Consider the following 17277-nt stretch of genomic DNA (forward strand, 5'->3'; position numbering starts at 1 on the left):
GCGAATCGCAGTATCCGCGACATCCGTACCGCGCTCGGCGAGGTGGACGAGATCGACCTTGAGCTGTCCTAGGAGCGGGGCTGCCCTGGAAAGCGCGAGAGCCGGGGTCCTGACCTACATCAGGAGTTCCCGGCCTCACTTCCGTTCCCTCAGCGGGGGAAGGCTCGTTGTCAGGATAGGCCACGTCCACCAGATCCGTCACCCGGGCCGGCTGCGGCCCGGGTGAGCCGTCAGCCCTCGCCGCGCTTCGCCGCCTGCTCCGCCTTCTTGGCGAGCATCTCGTTGTACGCCTCGAGCTCGGCGTCGCCGTCGCGCTCCGCCTTGCGGTCGGTGCGCCGGGCCTCGCGCGCGTCGGACTTGGTCCAGGAGATCGCGACGCCGACGGCGAGCAGCAGCGTCGGCAGCTCGCCGATGCCCCAGGCGACGGCGCCGCCCGTCTGCTGGTCCGCGATGGCGCTCGGCCCCCAGGGACGGCCCATGAGCCCGAACCAGTCGGGGACGAGCAGTGCGGTGCCCGAGGTGAGCGTCACGCCGAAGAACGCGTGGAACGCCATGGTGGCGAACAGCAGCACGAGCCGCATCGGGTAGCCGGGCTGGGACGGGCCGGGGTCGACGCCGATCAGCACGTTCGCGAAGAGGTACCCGACGAGCGTGAAGTGCAGGATCATCCACAGGTGGCCCGCGTACGTGGTCAGGGCCAGCTCGAACAGGGGCGTGAAGTAGAAGACGATCATCCCGCCGGCGAACAGGACGGCGGCCACGATCGGGTTCGCCAGGAACCGGCCCCAGGCGGAGTGCACGAGCAGCAGCACCCACTCGCGGGGTCCGCGGGAGTCGTCCTGGCGCGCGGGGACGGCCCGCGCGAGCAAGGTGACCGGTGCCGCCAGCACGAGGAAGATCGGCACCACCATGGCCAGGATCATGTGCTGCACCATGTGGGCGCTGAACATGACGTGACCGTAGGCGGCGGCGCCGCCGTTGGTGGCCCAGAAGAGCACGATGATGCCGAGGCACCAGGAGACGGTGCGGGCCACGGGCCAGGCGTCCCCCCGGGCACGCAGCCGGAGCGCCCACCGGACGTACACGATCAGGGCGGCCGCGCACGCGAACGCGACGATGACGTCCCACTGGAACTCGGTGAGCCAGCGCAGCGGCGTGGGTTCGGGCGGCAGCGGGTGGCCGGTGACGATCTCGGCCGGGGTCGGGTCGGCGATGACGTCGTCGGGCACGGGGGGTGCCGTGGAGCCGAGCGCGACCGCCACGCCGGAGACCGCGCCCATCACCCCGACCTCGACCGCGGCGAGCCGCCAGAACAGGCCGATCGCCGCGTTCCGGGTGGTGGTGCCCGCGGACAGGCGGGCGACGACGGTGCTGCGGTGCAGCCAGCCCAGGCCGCCCAGCACGATCAGCAGGACGGACTTGACCACGATCAGGATGCCGTAGTCGGTACCCAGCCCGTCGAGCGAGCCGATCCGGACCCAGGCGCTGACCAGGCCGGAGATCGCGACCGCCGCGAAGCACCAGAGGGCGATCGCGGAGTACCGCCGGATCACGTCGCCGGTCGCGGCGTAGCGCAGGCCGACGAAGACGATCGCGGCCAGACCGCCGATCCACAGGGCCGCGCCGCCGAGGTGCAGGAACAGGGCCGAGATGGCGAGGTCGTGGCTGGCCGCGCCGGCGGCGTGCCCCGTGGAGGACTGCATGCCGAGGGCGACGAGCGGCAGCGCCATCGTGCACATCGCACCGACCGAGCCGCGCACGAGGAGCGCGACGGCGGCCGTGAGCGCGGCGACGATCACGATCCCCAGGTACGTACGTCCCACGGGGATGGTCGAGACGTACTCCATCAGCGCCGGCCCGAAGGTCGGCGAGTCCAGCGGCAGGTACGTGGACCAGGAGAACCGCAGGACGAGCTGCACCAGCGCGGCGACGGTCCACACCCCGGCGGCGACGCCCGCGACCCCGATCGCGCGGTCGACCAGCGGCCCGCGCGGCAGCACCCAGGCGGCCAGCGCGAGCGCGCCGACGGTCACGGCCACGGCCAGCTCGGTGGTCACGGTCGCGACGGGCACGCCCCAGCGGACGAGGACGCCCGGGTCGGCGAAGTTCGCGAACGCGGTGAACGCCCCGGAGAACGCGCCGGCCGCGACGAGGGCCGCCAGGGCGACGAGCGCGGCCACGGGCAGGGCCACGCCGAGCCACGAGGGGCTGGTCGGGCCGACCTCGGTGCTCTTCCGGGCAGTTCTGCTGGTCCCGTTCCGGGCTTCGGTGGGGGTCACACGGTCCAGCCTAGGCGCGTCGAGCAGCGGTTCTGACCGTCCGCGGACGTCCCGTTGACCACACCGGGAACCGGCGGCCATCCCGACTTCCGAAGAAGTTCAGGAAAAATTAGGGAGGATTATGCACCAAACCCAACCCTTTAGCCCTCCTCTGCGTTGTGACCAGTGTGGACCTCGCGAACATCATCACCGAGACCGACGACTCCGTGCCGTGCTCGGAACAGCCCGAGCTCTGGTTCGCGGAACATCCGGCGGACCTCGAGGAGGCGAAGCGCGCCTGCGCCGCCTGCCCGCTCAAGGCCCAGTGCCTCGCGGGCGCCCTCGCGCGCCGCGAACCGTGGGGCGTCTGGGGCGGGGAGATCGTCGTCGACGGCACCGTGCGCAGCCGCAAGCGTCGTCGTGGACGCCCGCGCTCGATCGGTGGCATGCGCGTGGCATGACGGCCACCTGACCCCCAGACATCGCCCGGGGCACGGCCGCCACGACCGGCTGCCGTGAATGTCGGGGCAGCGCGCCCGTCCGCACCACGGATCTCCCAGACCGGTCCGGGACAGGCGCGCTGCTCCAGCCGACCGACGTCTTGGATCGTTCCACATGGGCATCACAAAGATGTAGACGTGTCAGACCCCCAGGTCACTCGGGTGACCTGGGGGTCTGACACGTCTACGGGATCAGCTCCAGACGAGGCCGTGCACCGGCTCCTCGAGCACGCGCGCGACGTCGGACAGGAACCGGGCGCCCAGCTCGCCGTCGGCCAGGCGGTGGTCGAAGCTGAAGCTGAGCGTCGTCACCCAGCGCGGCTTGACCTTGCCCTTGTGCACCCACGGCTGCTTGCGGATGGCGCCGAAGGCGAGGATGCCCGACTCCCCCGGGTTGAGGATCGGCGTGCCCGTGTCGATGCCGAAGACACCCAGGTTGGTGATGGTGATGGTGCCGTCGGACATGTCGGTGACCGAGGTACGTCCGGCCCGCGCGGTCGCCGTCAGCCCGACGAGCGCCTTGGCGATGCCGAGCAGGTCGAGCGTGTGCGCGTCCTTGATGTTCGGCACCACGAGGCCCCGAGGGGTCGCCGCGGCGATCCCCAGGTTCACGTAGTGCTTGTAGACGATCTCCTGGGCGGCGTCGTCCCAGGAGGCGTTGATCTGCGGGTGCCGCTTCACCGCGAGCAGCACCGCCTTGGCCGCCACGAGCAGCGGCGTCACCTTGACGTCCGTGAAGTCGCGGTCCTCCTTGAGGGCGGCCACGAGCTTCATCGTCTTGGTGACGTCGACCGTGTGCAGCACCGTCACGTGCGGCGCGGTGAACGCGCTGGCCACCATCGCCTCGGCCGTGCGCTTGCGCACCGACCGCACCGGGACGCGCGTCTGGCGCCCGTCCGGGGAGACGGTCCCGGAGGCGAGCCACGGCTCGTCGTCCGGGTAGCTGGTCAGCTTCTGCACCGACGAGCGCTCGGCGTGACCCACCACGTCCTCGCGCGTCACGATGCCGCCGGGACCCGACGCGAGCACGCCCGCCAGGTCCACGCCCAGGTCCTTGGCGAGCTTGCGGACGGGCGGCTTGGCGAGCACACGGGCCCGGGCGGCCGTCGTCGTCCCGGTGTCCGACGGCGGGGCCGCGACCGGGGCGGGCGCCGGAGCCGGCGGGGCCGCCACGGGGGCGGGTGCCGGAGCGGGGGGCGCGGTCCGGACGGCCGCCGCCGGGGCGGGGGCCGCCGCCGGGGCGGGGGCCGCCGTGGGGGCGGACGCCGCCACCTGGTGCCGGCGACGCCGTCCGCTCGCCTTGGCCTCGGCCGTGCCGTAGCCGACGAGCACCGACCCGGAGGTCTCGTCCTCGGCGGCCGCCGGAGCCGGCGCGGCCCCCGCGGACGAGGTGCCGTTCGACGCCGGCGCGGGCGCACCGGCGTCGTCGGCCACGGTGATCTCGATGATCGCCGTGCCGACGTCGACGGTGGTGCCCGGCTCGACGAGGAGCGCGGAGACGGTCCCGTTCCAGGGCGACGGCAGCTCGACGAGCGACTTCGCCGTCTCGATCTCGACGATCGTCTGGTTCACCTCGACGACGTCGCCGACGGCGACCTGCCACTCGACGATCTCGGCCTCGGTGAGACCCTCGCCGACGTCGGGGAGCGGGAACCTCTGGATGTTCGAACTCACTCTCGGTTCACTCCTGGCTCAGTGCGCGAAGGCACGGTCGACGGCGTCGAGCACACGGTCCACGCTCGGCAGGTACTCGTGCTCGTGCTTGGCCACCGGGTACGGCGTGTGGAAACCGCCCACGCGCAGCACGGGCGCCTCCAGCGCGTAGAAGCACTCCTCGGTGACCCGGGCCGCGATCTCGGCGCCGGCCCCGAAGAACACGGGCGCCTCGTGGATCACGACGCAGCGCCCCGTCTTGCGGACGCTGGCTACGACGGCCGCGGTGTCGATCGGCGAGATGGCGCGCAGGTCGATCACCTCGGCCGACTTGCCCTCCTCCGCGAGGGCGTCGGCGGCCTTGAGCGCCGTCACCGTCGACGGCCCGTAGGCGACGAGCGTGACGTCGGTGCCCTGGCGGACCACTTGGGCGGCGTTGAGGGTGTCGGCGCCGACGGGCGTGCCCAGGTCGACCGGCCCCTTGCCCCAGTAGCGGCTCTTCGGCTCGAAGTAGATCACGGGGTCCGGGGAGGCGATGGCTTCCTGGATCATCGTGAAGGCGTCCTGCGGGGTGCTCGGCGAGACCACCCGCAGACCCGCGGTGTGCGCGAACAGCGCCTCCGGGCTCTCGCCGTGGTGCTCGACGCCACCGATGCCGCCGCCGTACGGGATGCGGATCACGACGGGCATCTGCACGGCCCCGCGCGTCCGGTTGTGGATCTTGGCGAGCTGCGTGGTGATCTGGTTGAACGCCGGGAAGACGAACCCGTCGAACTGGATCTCGCAGACGGGCCGGTAGCCGCGCATGGCCAGGCCGATCGCGGTACCGACGATGCCGGACTCCGCCAGGGGCGTGTCGACCACGCGCCGCTCGCCGAACTCCGCCTGCAGGCCGTCGGTCACGCGGAAGACGCCGCCCAGGGGGCCGATGTCCTCACCCATGAGCATGACCTTGTCGTCGCGCCGCATCGCGGCGCGCAGGCCCTCGTTGATCGCCTTGCCCATCGTCAGCGTCTGGGTGCCCGACGCCGGCTCCGCGGCGCCGCCTGTGGTGTGCGTTCGTTCCGCCATGGTTGTCATCGTGCGCCTCCCTGGGCCGACTCCGCGATCGCATACTGGGGCGCCGGCGGGTCACCGGCGTCGTAGGCCTCGTACCAGGCCCGTTCTGCGGCGACGACGCCGTGCGGCGTGGCGTACACGTCGTCGAACGTGCTGGAGACGGCCGGGCCGCCGTCGAGGGCGCGGACACCGGTGCGCAGCTTTGCGCCCAGCTCGTCCCCCGCGGCCTTGATCTCGGCCTCGAACTCGTCGTCGAGCGCGTCCTCGGACCGCAGCAGGGCACCGAGGCGGTCGATCGGGTCGCGCTGGCGCCACATCTCCTCCTGCTCGGAGGTGCGGTAGCGGGTCGGGTCGTCCGACGTCGTGTGGGCGCCCATGCGGTAGGTGAACGCCTCGATGAAGCTGGGGCCCTGGCCGAGCCGGGCCCGCTCCATCGCCTCCTGCGTCGCCGCGTACACCGCGAGCACGTCGTTGCCGTCGACCCGCAGGCTGGGCATGCCGAACGCCTCGCCGCGCTTGTACAGCGGGGTCTTCGTCTGCCGGGTGGTGGGCTCCGAGATGGCCCACTGGTTGTTCTGCAGGAAGAACACGACCGGGGCCTCGTTCACCGCCGCGTAGACCATGGACTCGTTGACGTCGCCCTGCGAGGTGGCGCCGTCACCGAAGTAGGTGATCACGGCGGTGCCGTCGTGCTCGTCGTGCGGGGTGTCGTCCCGCTGGACGCCCATGGCGTAGCCGACGGCGTGCAGCGCGTGGGCGCCGATCACGATGGTGTAGACCGCCGTGTTGTGCTCGGTCGGGTTCCACCCGCCGTGGTCCGAACCGCGGAAGAACCGCAGCCGGTCGACAGGGTCCAGCCCGCGGACGTGCAGCACGCCGTGCTCCCGGTAGGACGGGAAGACGTAGTCCTGCGGCCGCAGCGCGTAGGCACTGCCGACCTGCGCGGCCTCCTGGCCACGAGCAGGCGCGAACAGGGCGAGCTCGCCCTGCCGCTGGAGCGAGGTCGCCTCGTCGTCGAAACGGCGAGTCAGGACCATGTCGCGGTACATGCCACGGAGGTCTTCCGTGGTCAGCGCGGCGGCGCGGTCGCGATAGCCCTTGGTGCCGCGCGTCGTGACGCGGCGCCCTCGGGGATCGAGTAGCTGCAACGTCGGGATCGCCTCGTTGGAGCCGTTGGTGGTAGTCACACTTTCCTCCTTCACCTGCGGGCGGCGAGCGCCCGCTGATGCGGAGACGCCCGGCCCGTTCCGGGGACCTTTCCATCCTGGCACGGGTCCAGCCGGAAATTTGGCCGATCCGCAACCTACGCTCTCGTAGCCTACGCAAGCGTAGGCTACGGCTCCGTAGGTTGGTCTGCCGCGATGTCCCCCAATCTCTCCGGGGACCGTTTGTCGAAACCCACCAAGGGTGCGACCGGGTATCGGCGCCCAGGGCCGTGAGCGCTCCGCGCGGCGCCCGCGTCTCGCCGGGCCCCGAACCGATACTGGTCCGGTGCCCCTGCCCGAGCCCTACGCCACCTGGTTTCCCGACGCCCCGATCGACGGCACCTACGGGTACGACCGGGACGCGCTGCTCGCCGTCGAGCCCGTTCCGGCGCCCGCCGGCTTCGCCGAGCTGTGGCAGGGATGGTTCGCGGCCTCGCGGGTGGTACGCCCCGAGCCTCGGCTGACGTCGCTCGGCCGGCAGGGGGCGCACGACCTCTACGAGGTGGAGCACGCGGGCGCCGACGGGCTGCGGCTGCGGGGCTGGCTGGCGCTGCCGTCCGAGGGCCGGGCCCGGGTCGGCGTGGTGCACGGCCACGGTTACGGCGGCCGGGACGCACCCGCCTTCGACCGCGTGCCCGACGACGCCGCCGTCGTCTTCCCCGTGGCCCGCGGGCTCGGGGCGCTCAACAGCGGCGTCGGCGCGCCCGACGAGGCGGCCGAGCACGTGGTGCACGGCATCGGCTCGGTGGCGACCTACTCGCTGGGCCGCTGCGCCGTCGACCTGTGGCACGCGGCCGACGCCCTGGTGGAGGTGGCCGGCGACCTGCCCCTCTACTACGTGGGCGAGAGCTTCGGCGGGATCGGTGCGCTGGCCCTGCCGTGGGACCGCCGGTTCGTGGGCGCGACCTTCGTGGTACCGAGCTTCGGGCAGTACGACGTGCGGCTCGGGCTGGAGTGCACGGGCAGCGGCGAGGCCGTGCGCCGGTACGTCGCGGAGCACCCCGAGGCCCGGGACGTGCTGCGCTACTTCGACACGTCGACGGCGGCCGGGTACCTGCGCATCCCCGTGCGCTGCGAGTGCGCCCTGTGGGACGCGGCGGTGCCGCCGCCCGGGCAGTTCGCCGTGGCGAACGCGGTGGCGGCCGTCGCCGCGACCCGGGCCGGCGGGGCGGCCTGCCCCGCGCTGGAGCTGGAGACGCTGCCGGCCGGTCACGCCGACTACCCCGGCGACGTGGATGTGAAGGCCCGGGCCGCATCGGCGACCCGGGGCCACATCGCGAGGTGCGTGGCTGGCTGACCGGGCGCCGGGGCGGCGCGGGGCTGTGGTCGGCAGAACGTCAGACGGTCGGTAAAACGTCAGATGGTCGGCAGCTCGGAATGCCGATCGTCTGACGTTCTACCGATCACGCTGCATCCCGCGCGACGCGGTGCGCCAGCAGCGCGAACACCACGGCGCACCCGGCCTGGACGGTCAGAGCGGCGACCAGGCCGACGGTCAGCCCGGACCCCGTCCCGGTGGCGTCCGCCGCGGCAGTCCCACCGGCCGCTCCACCCGCCAGGCCGGCCACGGCGTGGAAGAGCCCGCCCAGCAGGGCCACGCCCAGGCCGATCCCGAGCTGCTGCAGCGTGGTCAGCAGTCCGCCCGCGACGCCGGCCGCCCAGACCGGGGTGCGCGAGAGCACCGTCTGCAGCGCGGGCCCGTACATGAAGGCCTGCGCGGCACCGAGGACGACGAGCAGCGGCTGCAGCGCCGGCGGGGCGCTCCGGCCGCCGTCGAGCCCGACGACCAGCGCGATGGCGAGCAGCGCCGCGGCCTGACCGGACGCGGCGTAGACCATGATCCGCGGCCCCACCCGGCGCAGGATGCCCGGCAGCAGCAGCGCGGCGACGAGGAACCCGCCGCCGAAGCCGAGCGTCAGCATCGCGACGTCCCAGCCGTCCGCGCCCCAGGCGGTCGGCGAGTACTCCGAGACCTCGTAGAGGAACGCGCTGTAGGAGACGAAGAACAGCAGCGTCAGGGTCAGGCCGATCCGCACCGCCGGGACGCGCAGCACGCTCGGCGGCGCCACGGGCAGCCCGCCCCGTCGTTCCGTGGCGCGCTGGGCGAGGCCGAAGGCCGTCAGGGTCACCGCGGCGACGGCCAGCAGGCCGAGCGACCAGGCCGGCCACCCCGCCGTCGGGCCGAGGGTCAGCGGCACGACCAGCGCCACGAGCCCGCCGCCGAGCAGGGCGGCGCCCCGCAGGTCGAGCCCGAGCGGCGCCGGTGAGCGGGACTCCGGGACGGCGCGCAGGCCGAGCAGCGCCACCAGTGCGATGAGACCGGTGACCACCTGGACCGCTCGCCAGGCCAGGTGCTCCGGCAGCGCGACGGTGGTCGCGCCCGCCACGACCTGGCCGGCGATCGAGGCGACCGCGCCGGCCGCCGTGAACAGGATGATCCCGCGGGTGCGGAGCCGGTCGGGCGCCGTGGCCTGGATGCTCGTCAGCACCTGGGGCGTGAACAGTCCGGCGGCCAGGCCCAGGGCCGCACGCAGGGCCACCAGGGAGACCACGTCCTGAGCGAGGCCGGTCAGGACTGCCAGCACGCCGAAGGCGACCAGCCCGATCCTGAGGAGCCTCCGGCGGCCGTAGCGGTCGCCCAGCCGCCCGGAGACCACCAGCCCGGCGGCGAAGGTGGTGGTGTAGGCGGACAGCACGAGCGCCCCGCCCGACGGGCCGGCGGCCAGATCCGCCCGGATCGCGGGCACCAGCAGGTTCACCGCGCCGAACGTGAAGTTCACGGGCAGGAAGGCGAGCAGCAGCACGGCCAGGCCGCCCCAGGTCAGCGCCGGCGCCATGGCGGGGAGCGGCCGTGCCGGGCGCTCGGGGTGGGCCGGCAGCGCGCCGGGGTCGACCGCGGTGGGGAGAGATGTCGTCATGCCCTCGACGGTGCGCCGCTCGCCATCCTGGTACCAGGAGCCTGTCCATACGGGTATTGACACCACCTGGTTGCCCACGCCCCGCGGGGTGACACTGGTCGGGTGACGAGTACCGCACCGGACCACAAGGCGCTCGGCGCCTTCCTACGGGAGCGCCGCGGGCGTGTGACGCCGGCCGACGTCGGGCTGCCGCACGCCGGCCGGCGCCGGACCCCTGGTCTGCGCCGCGAGGAGGTGGCGCAGCTCGCCGGGGTGGGTGTCACCTGGTACACGTGGCTCGAGCAGGGGCGGGCGCCCCACCCGTCGGACCAGGTGCTCGACGCCGTCGCGCGGACGCTGCGCCTGCGTCCCGAGGAGCGCCGGCACCTCATGCTCCTGGCCGGCCGAGCGGCCGACCCCGGGGCTGACGCGCCGAACCCGCTGATGGAGGTGCGCCCCGAGCACATCGCCCTGCTGGAGCGGCTGCTGCCCTTCCCCGCCGCGATCCAGACCGCGACGTACGACCTGGTCGCGGCCAACCGCAGCTACCGGTTCCTGTTCGGCGACCTCGACTCGGTGGATCCCGTCGACCGGAACTGCGCCTGGCTCCTGTTCATGAACGACGAGTGGCGCGACAGCCTCGTGGAGCCCGAGGTGGTGCTCCGTGACCTCGCCGGACGCCTCCGCGCGCGGGAGGCCGAGTTCCGGCAGCACCCGAGGTGGAGCGGACTGCTGGGCGGCCTGCGCGAGCACTCGCCGGAGTTCGTGCGGTACTGGGACGAGCACGAGGTGCGGGGCGACCGGCCCGGACAACTGCGTCGCTACCTGTCCTCCCGGGTGGGCAGGCTCGATACCGTCTTCCAGGGTCTGTGGCTCGACCGCGACCGGGGTGAGCGGATGGTCGTGCTCACTCCCGCCGACGCCGACTCGGCCCGCCGGCTCGAGCGCCTCGACTCCCTGGTGGGCGCCGCGCCCGCCTGGACGGCACGGGACGGCGTGCTGGCGGACGCGATGATCGGCTGAGCCGGGCGGCGCCGTCCGTCGGGGACCGTCCGTCGGGGACCGTCCGTCAGCGCCAGGTGGCCGCTATGCGGAGGAACGCGTCGTTGGCCTCGGTCTCGCCGATGGTCACGCGGAGCCCGTCGCCCGCGAAGGGACGGACCAGGACGCCGCCGCCGCTCGCCTCGGCGGCACGCTGCGCCGTCGGCTCGCCGAGCCCGAACCAGACGAAGTTGGCCTGCGTGTCGGGAAGCGCCCAGCCCTGCTCGCGCAGCGCCCCGGTGACCCGGGTGCGCTCGGTGATCAGCGCGTCCACGCGCTCCAGCAGCTCGCCCTGCGCGGCGGGCGCCAGCGACGCCAGCGCCGCGACCTGCGCGATGTGCGAGACGCCGAACGGCGTGGACACCGCTCGGATGCCCGCGGCCAGCCGGGGCTCCGCGACCGCGTAGCCGACCCGCAGGCCCGCCAGCCCGTAGGCCTTGGACAGGGTGCGCAGCAGCACCACGTTCGGGTGCCGGCGCAGCAGGTCGACGCCGTCGGCCACGCGGGGGTCGCGGACGAACTCCAGGTAGGCCTCGTCCACGACGACGAGCACGTCCCGGGGCACCGCGGCGAGGAACGTCTCCAGCTCGTCGGCGTGCACGGCGGGGCCGGTCGGGTTGTTCGGCGTGCAGACCAGGACCACGCGGGTGGCGGGCGTGACGGCCGCGGCCATCGCGGGGAGGTCGAGCCGGCCCGTGCCCTCCTGGACCGGGACGGTGACGGCCTTGCCGCCCGCGACGGCGACCGCGATCGGGTACGCCTCGAAGGAGCGCCACGGGAAGACGACCTCGTCACCGTGCTCGACGACGGCCTGCAGCACGTGCGCGAGCACCGCGACCGAGCCGTTGCCGACGACGACGTTCTCCGCGACCACGCCGGTGTGGGCCGCGAGCGCCTCGACGAGCTCGCCGGCATACATGTCCGGGTACCGGTTGACCTCGGTCGCGCCCCGCGCGATCGCCTCCAGCACGGACGGCAGCGGCGGGTAGGGGTTCTCGTTGGACGAGAGCTTCCACACCTGGGCACCGGCGCCGGCGCGCGCTCCGGGGACGTAGGCGGGGAGGGCCGACACGGCGGCGCGGAGCGGTACGAATGCTTCTTCCACGAGGGTCAGCATGCCACGATGACCGGATGAAGCTCGTCGCGCAGATCCTCATCACCGCACTGGCCATCGCGCTGTCGTCCCTGATCCTCGGGTCCCACATGGATGTCGTGAGCAACGGGACCACGCTCGGCACGATCCTCGCCGTCATCGTGGTCGCCGTGGTCTACGGACTCGTCCACATGATCGTGAAGCCGATCGTCCAGCTCATCTCGCTGCCGCTCTACATCCTGACCCTCGGTCTGGTGTCGGTGCTCATCAACGCGCTGATGCTGTGGATCACGACGCTCATCACGAACCAGTCCTGGTTCTCCGACACCCCGAACTGGGGCCTGGAGATCAACGGCGGCTTCTGGTGGTTCGTGCTGGCGGCGATCGTGATCTCCGTGGTGCAGACCATCCTGCTGGCGGTGCTGCCCAAGCGGATCTCGGAGTGAGCCGGGGCTGACCCGGGTCACGGCCTGATCCGGGTCACGTGCCCGCGCGTTCGGCCCGGTAGAACACGGTGCTCACCTCCGGGCCGGTCAGCCGGGCGCCGATCCGGTCGGCCGCGCCAACCACCCGGGGGTCGCCCGAGGCGAGGGCCAGGTCGAGCGTGCGGACGTGCGTGGCGACCGCGTGCGCCTGCGGCAGGCTGCCCGACGCCGCCCGGTCGCCCACAGCGACCGAGTCCCGCAGCGACCGGACCACGGTGACGCGGTCGCGTGTGCGCGGGTTCTCCGCGGCGGACCGGCCGTCGGTGTTCGAGACGAGCTCCTCCGGCGTCTCCAGGTGCAGCACCGGGACGCCGGGCGGCGTGTTCAGCAGGCCCGTCGGCGCGCCGGCTGTGACCAGCCCGCCGACCCGGTACCGCTCGGTGAAACCCGCCCGCGAGACGAGCGCGGCGGCGGCGATCCCGCCGAGGCTGTGCCCCACGAGGGTCACGGGCTCGTCGGGTCCGACGCCGGAGTCCGCCAGCGCGTCCTCGATCGCCGCCGTGGCGCCGTCGGCCTGGCCCGCGACCAGCTCGAGGTCGGTCCGGCCGTCCCAGGGGTGGTCCGCGGGCAGGGCGGACTGGGTGCCCGGGACCAGCACCGTCCAGGACACCCCGCCGTCGGCGCCCGTGACCCGCTGGACGGCGATCGTGGCCGCGGGGGCGCCGCCCGTGCCCGGGTAGAGGTCGTCGACCCGGGCCAGCGCCTCCTGCACCGACCCGGCCCCGCTCGTGGACCACGCCGGGACCGCGCCGTGGGCGAAGTCCCCGGGGCCGAGCCGGGCCAGCCGGACGCCGGCGTCGTCGTTGCCGAGCAGAGGCGTCTCGCGGGCCACGTGCGCGAGCACACCGGCGGCGCCCTCCACGCCCGGTCTGCCCCCGGCGAGGCCGGGCCGGGCCAGCGCGACGCCGCCGCCCAGGCCGGTGACCGCCTCGTCCGAGTACGGGGACAGGCCGCGCGTGAGACCGGACCCGAGCCGGCCGGTGAGTGCCGACGGGAGGCCCCCGGCGAGCCCGCTGCCGACCAGACGCGCGCCCACCTCCGCACCACCCACGACGCCGATCCCCGCCAGTCCTGCCCAGCCCAGGACGCCGAACGCCGCCCCGGTGCCGAACGCCCACGCCGTGACGAGCCCGCCGACCAGGCGTTCCGCCGTCGACTCGGCCTCCTCGTACAGGCCGGCCGCGCGGAGCAGCCGCCAGCCGAGCAGGTCGCAGAGGTCGGCCCGGTCGGTGAGGTGTCGGGCGGCGTCCAGGGCGAGGGTCTGCGGGGCGAGCGCTGCTCCCGCGGGGCCGAGCGGCTCCCACGGCCCGGCCGCACCGCCCGGGACGACCGCGAGGTCACGGCTCACCCCGAGGCAGCACAGCGCGGCCGCCCGCAGGTCGTCCGCCGCGCGGGCCAGCAGTGCGGCGGCACGCCGCACGGACGCCGTCTCGACGGCCGACGCGCCCTTCCCGCCGTAGACCGTGACCGTGTCCTCGGGCCGCCAGGGTCCCCCGCTCACCGCACCCACCCGCCGTACGCGAGCCGTAGGGCCCCCTCCAGCACGGCCCGGTCCTGGACCAGAGCACGCGCCACGTCGCCGACCGCCACCCGGTACAGCTCCGCCGCACGGGCACACCACTCGACCTCGGCCGCGGCCCGTACCCCCACCACCGCCCCGTCCACCAGGTCCGCGGCCCGCAGGAGCGCGGGCACGGCGCTCTCCGGGACGGGGAAGCACGACGGGCCGCTCATGGCCGGTCTCTGTTCATCGGCGCTCGCACTCCCTGGGTCGACCGGTCACGTGTCCCGATGACGTTACGCAGGGCCTGTGGTCCGGCGTCGGGCCGCCAGGGGCGTCTGTGCACGGACGGCCCGAACGGCCACCTGTGGTCGGGCTCGCTCCCGCGGGACGCCGTCGGGAGGGTCTCTCCCGACCGGTGTGCCGATCGGTCGCACAGCATCACGCCATGCCTGTGGACAACGAGGCGGCCCGAAGACGGGCCCGTGGGAGAATGGAGCACGTGCCTGAGACCACCGCCCCTGCTGCCAGCCCTGCCGACTCCGCCGGCGCCGTCACCCGCGTCGCGCTCGCGGAGGTGAGCCCGGCCATCGCGCTCGGCCCGCTCGACGGCCGGTACCGCAAGGCCGTCGCGCCGCTCGTGGACCACCTGAGCGAGGCCGCACTGAACCGCGAGCGCATCCACGTCGAGGTGGAGTGGCTCATCACGCTGTGCAACGGTGCGGAGGGCGTCGAGGCGCCGGTCGTGCCGGGGGCTCCGACGCTGTCGCAGCAGGAGGTCGACTACCTCCGCGCGATCCCCGCGACGTTCGGCGCGGACGAGATCGCCGAGCTGGCCGAGATCGAGCGCGAGACGGTGCACGATGTCAAGGCCGTCGAGTACTTCATCAAGCGGCGCATCGCCGCGGCGCCCGAGACGCTCGGCGAGACGAGCCTCCCCGCCGCCAGCGAGCTGGTGCACTTCGCCTGCACCAGCGAGGACATCAACAACCTGTCGTACGCCCTGATGGTGCGGGGCGCGGTGCGGGACGTCTGGCTGCCGGCCGCGACCGCCGTCGTCGACCAGCTCGCCGGCATGGCACGCGAGCACGCCGCCGCGCCCCTGCTCAGCCGCACGCACGGCCAGCCCGCGACGCCGTCGACCCTGGGCAAGGAGCTCGCCGTGCTGGCGCACCGCCTGCGACGTCAGCTCCGGCGCGTCGAGGGGGCCGAGTTCCTGGGCAAGCTGAACGGCGCCACCGGCACCTACGGTGCCCACGTCGTCGCCGTCCCGACGGCGGACTGGCCCGCGGTGTCGAAGGCGTTCGTCGAGGGTCTCGGCCTGGACTGGAACCCGCTGACCACGCAGATCGAGTCGCACGACTGGCAGGCCGAGGTCTACTCCGACGTCGCCCGCTTCAACCGCATCCTGCACAACCTGGCGACGGACGTGTGGACGTACATCTCGCTCGGGTTCTTCACGCAGATCCCGGTCGCGGGCGCCACGGGCTCGTCCACGATGCCGCACAAGGTGAACCCGATCCGGTTCGAGAACGCCGAGGCCAACCTCGAGATCTCGTGCTCGCTCCTGGACACCCTCTCGGCGACGCTCGTGACCAGCCGCCTGCAGCGCGACCTCACCGACTCGACGACGCAGCGCAACATCGGGCCGGCGTTCGGGCACAGCCTGCTCGCGATCGACAACGTGGCGCGCGGCCTGGACCGACTCGCCGTGAACGAGACGCTGCTGCGCGAGGACCTCGACGCAAACTGGGAGGTGCTGGGCGAGCCCGTCCAGTCCGCGATGCGCGCGGCGTCGGTCGCGGGCGTGCCCGGCATGGAGAACCCGTACGAGCGTCTCAAGGACCTCACGCGCGGCCAGCGCGTGGACGGCGCGCGCATGCGCGAGTTCGTCGCGGGCCTCGGCCTGCCGGACGACGTCGCCGCCCGCCTCGCCGCCCTGACCCCGGCGACGTACACGGGGCTGGCGGAGCAGCTGGTCAAGGACTACCTGGACTGAGGCGGAGGTGCAGCGCAGGTGGGGGCCGAGGAACGAGGCACTCGCCCGGAGCGGAACCGCAGCCTCAGGCCACATAGGTAGAGCCTGAAGCCGAATGCGCCGAGCGGAACGCCCGGCCTGTTTGCGCGAGTCAGACCTCGCGCAAACAGGCCGGGCGTTCCGTTTGGGCGAGATGGACCAGGTGGGCCGGTCCGCGCTCCATACGATGGAGCGCATGAACCGCCCCACCCCGCCGAGCACCGCGTACCTCGACCACCTGGTCGCCGAGACCGCCGGACGGCGGGCCGCCCTGGCCGGTGCGGCACCCGCGGGTCAGGCCGCCGACGCGGGTCCGGACGACGACGGCGGGGCGCCCGCCGACCTGATCACCGCCGTCGAGCGGGCGGCGGAGGGCCTCGAACCCGAGCTCGCGGAGATCGTCCGCAGGCTGCACGAGCATCCTGAGCCCGCCTTCGAGGAGCACCGCAGCGCGGCGACGCTCGTGGAGGTGCTCGCCCGGCACGGCGTCGAGGCGGAGCTGGGCGTCCACGGGGTGCCGACGGCGTTCCGGGCCGAGTTCGGCGACCCCGCCGGCCCGACGATCGCCATCTGCGCCGAGTACGACGCGCTGCCCGGCATCGGCCATGCGTGCGGCCACAACGTCATCGCGGCGGCCGGCGTCGGCGCGTTCCTCGCGCTGCACCAGGTCCTCGGGTCGGCGGGTCGCCCGCTCCCGGCGGGTCGCGTCGTCCTGCTCGGGACCCCCGCCGAGGAGGGACACTCCGGCAAGGAGGTCCTGGCCCGGAACGGGGCGTTGGAGGGAATCGACGCGGCGATCATGGTGCACCCGTACGGGCTCGACGTCGCGGACCAGGTGTGGCTGGGCCGCCGTCTGCTGACCTGGACCTTCACCGGCCGGCCCGCGCACGCCTCGGCCCAGCCGTACATGGGCCGCAACGCGCTGGACGCCGCCACCCTCGCGTACCAGGGCATCGGCCTGCTGCGGCAGCAGATGCCGCCGGTCGACCGCGTGCACGCGACGATCGCCGAGGGCGGCACCCGGCCGAGCATCATCACGGAGCGCGCGGTGGTGCACCTCTACGCGCGGTCCAAGTACCCCGACACCCTCCGTGACCTCTCGCGTCGTCTCGACGACATCGCACGCGGCGCGGCACTCATGACCGGCACCGAGGTGGAGATCGCCTGGGACGACGGCGCGCACCCGAGCCTCCCCGTGCGGACCAACGAGGCTCTGACCCGCCGCTGGGTCACGGCCCAGCACCGCCGCGGGCGCGACCCGCTGCCCTTCGGCGTGCTCTCGGAGACGCTCGCGGCGTCCACCGACTTCGGCAACGTCTCGTTCCGCATCCCCGGCATCCACCCGCTCGTGCAGGTCTCGGGGCCCGACGTCGCACTGCACACCGCCGAGTTCGCGGCTGCAGCAGCGACCCCCGCGGCGGTCTCGGCCGCCGTCGACAGCGCCGCCGGGCTCGCGGCGACCGCCCTGGACTACCTGTCCGACGCCGGGCTACGGGCCGCCGTCCACGAGGAGTTCGCCGCCCAGGGCGGCCCGGTCGACGTGGAGCGCTACTTCGACTGACAGCGCG

General features: G+C 73.7%; 14 protein-coding genes. 6 read left to right on the forward strand and 8 right to left on the reverse strand.

Translation table 11 applies throughout. The features are described 5' to 3' along the window. Positions 1-230 precede the first annotated feature (230 nt). The gene (locus FHX71_RS23220) at positions 231-2279 is read right to left on the reverse strand and encodes a bifunctional copper resistance protein CopD/cytochrome c oxidase assembly protein (protein ID WP_182619751.1); all 2049 of its coding nucleotides are present in this window, start codon (positions 2277-2279) and stop codon (positions 231-233) included. A gap of 167 nt (positions 2280-2446) precedes the next feature. On the opposite strand from FHX71_RS23220, the gene FHX71_RS23225 reads away from it, so the two are divergent. Then, positions 2447-2719 carry a WhiB family transcriptional regulator gene (locus tag FHX71_RS23225; protein WP_182620063.1) on the forward strand — a complete coding sequence of 91 codons (273 nt, stop codon included), beginning with the start codon at positions 2447-2449 and terminating at the stop codon, positions 2717-2719. 231 nt (positions 2720-2950) lie between these two features. Here the strand turns inward: FHX71_RS23225 and FHX71_RS23230 are convergent, their stop codons facing one another. From FHX71_RS23230 to pdhA, 3 genes are read right to left on the reverse strand one after another with little or no spacing between them, the layout of a single operon-like run. Further along, positions 2951-4432, reverse strand: coding sequence for a dihydrolipoamide acetyltransferase family protein (locus FHX71_RS23230; RefSeq protein WP_182619752.1), 1482 nt, complete (start codon positions 4430-4432; stop codon positions 2951-2953). 18 nt (positions 4433-4450) lie between these two features. Further along, positions 4451-5482 (reverse strand): alpha-ketoacid dehydrogenase subunit beta, encoded by a 1032-nt coding sequence (locus FHX71_RS23235; protein ID WP_182619753.1) that lies wholly within the window; start codon positions 5480-5482, stop codon positions 4451-4453. Between the two features lie 5 nt (positions 5483-5487). Next, positions 5488-6657, reverse strand: a complete 1170-nt coding sequence (gene pdhA, locus FHX71_RS23240; RefSeq protein WP_312877185.1) for a pyruvate dehydrogenase (acetyl-transferring) E1 component subunit alpha — start codon at positions 6655-6657, stop codon at positions 5488-5490. Between the two features lie 304 nt (positions 6658-6961). Here pdhA and FHX71_RS23245 point away from each other — a divergent pair, with 304 nt between their 5' ends. Further along, complete coding sequence (locus tag FHX71_RS23245; protein ID WP_182619754.1) at positions 6962-7972, forward strand: acetylxylan esterase; 1011 nt, start codon at positions 6962-6964, stop codon at positions 7970-7972. 106 nt (positions 7973-8078) lie between these two features. Here the strand turns inward: FHX71_RS23245 and FHX71_RS23250 are convergent, their stop codons facing one another. Then, a complete protein-coding gene (locus FHX71_RS23250) occupies positions 8079-9593 on the reverse strand; it encodes an MFS transporter (protein ID WP_220490243.1) in 1515 nt (504 codons plus the stop codon). Positions 9594-9695: 102 nt separating this feature from the next. On the opposite strand from FHX71_RS23250, the gene FHX71_RS23255 reads away from it, so the two are divergent. Further along, complete coding sequence (locus FHX71_RS23255) at positions 9696-10595, forward strand: helix-turn-helix transcriptional regulator (RefSeq protein ID WP_182619755.1); 900 nt, start codon at positions 9696-9698, stop codon at positions 10593-10595. A 46-nt stretch (positions 10596-10641) separates the two neighbouring features. On the opposite strand, the gene hisC is transcribed toward FHX71_RS23255, so the two are convergent. Continuing rightward, the gene (hisC, locus tag FHX71_RS23260) at positions 10642-11730 is read right to left on the reverse strand and encodes a histidinol-phosphate transaminase (protein ID WP_182619756.1); all 1089 of its coding nucleotides are present in this window, start codon (positions 11728-11730) and stop codon (positions 10642-10644) included. 14 nt (positions 11731-11744) lie between these two features. On the opposite strand from hisC, the gene FHX71_RS23265 reads away from it, so the two are divergent. Then, positions 11745-12152 (forward strand): phage holin family protein, encoded by a 408-nt coding sequence (locus FHX71_RS23265; protein ID WP_182619757.1) that lies wholly within the window; start codon positions 11745-11747, stop codon positions 12150-12152. A 34-nt stretch (positions 12153-12186) separates the two neighbouring features. On the opposite strand, the gene FHX71_RS23270 is transcribed toward FHX71_RS23265, so the two are convergent. Continuing rightward, complete coding sequence (locus FHX71_RS23270; protein WP_182619758.1) at positions 12187-13692, reverse strand: lipase family protein; 1506 nt, start codon at positions 13690-13692, stop codon at positions 12187-12189. Beyond that, entirely contained in the window at positions 13689-13925 is a 237-nt protein-coding gene (locus tag FHX71_RS23275; protein ID WP_182619759.1) for a hypothetical protein, read from the reverse strand. Before FHX71_RS23275 ends, FHX71_RS23270 begins: the two co-directional genes overlap by 4 nt. A gap of 260 nt (positions 13926-14185) precedes the next feature. On the opposite strand from FHX71_RS23275, the gene purB reads away from it, so the two are divergent. Further along, positions 14186-15691, forward strand: coding sequence for an adenylosuccinate lyase (gene purB, locus FHX71_RS23280; protein WP_182619760.1), 1506 nt, complete (start codon positions 14186-14188; stop codon positions 15689-15691). Between the two features lie 205 nt (positions 15692-15896). Beyond that, positions 15897-17270: a M20 family metallopeptidase gene (locus tag FHX71_RS23285; RefSeq protein ID WP_182619761.1), complete on the forward strand. Its 1374-nt coding sequence runs from the start codon at positions 15897-15899 to the stop codon at positions 17268-17270. Positions 17271-17277 lie beyond the last annotated feature (7 nt).

The sequence above is a fragment of the Promicromonospora sukumoe genome (genome assembly GCF_014137995.1).
GTDB classification, from domain to species: Bacteria; Actinomycetota; Actinomycetes; order Actinomycetales; family Cellulomonadaceae; genus Promicromonospora; species Promicromonospora sukumoe.